The sequence below is a fragment of the Pseudomonas sp. FSL R10-1339 genome, assembly GCF_009600545.1.
Taxonomy (GTDB): domain Bacteria; phylum Pseudomonadota; class Gammaproteobacteria; order Pseudomonadales; family Pseudomonadaceae; genus Aquipseudomonas; species Aquipseudomonas bubulae.
Genome location: NZ_WIVQ01000336.1, coordinates 1 through 247, shown reverse-complemented (window position 1 = coordinate 247; position 247 = coordinate 1). Strand labels below are relative to the sequence as shown.

Sequence of the window (247 nt, the reverse complement as noted above, 5' to 3'; positions counted from 1 at the left end):
CGACAACGGTCTGTACCTCAGCGGCCCGCAATTGGCACGCGAACTGGGTCTGGTTGAAGGTTCACGATTGCGTGGCAGTGAATCAGGACGGGCGCCGCGTCGTACCCGCGTGCTGATTTTGGGCGTGAACGGCTTTATCGGTAACCATTTGTCCGAGCGCCTGCTGCAAGACGACCGCTATGAAGTGTACGGTCTGGACATTGGCTCCGACGCCATTGACCGCCTGCGCAGCCACCCCAACTTCCAC

General features: G+C 60.3%; 1 protein-coding gene. It reads left to right on the top strand.

Annotation, left to right across the window (positions count from 1 at the left end; all coding sequences use genetic code 11):
* Nucleotides 1-247: NAD-dependent epimerase/dehydratase family protein (locus tag GHO03_RS24970; RefSeq protein ID WP_153400725.1), on the top strand; the 247-nt coding region annotated here is incomplete at both ends.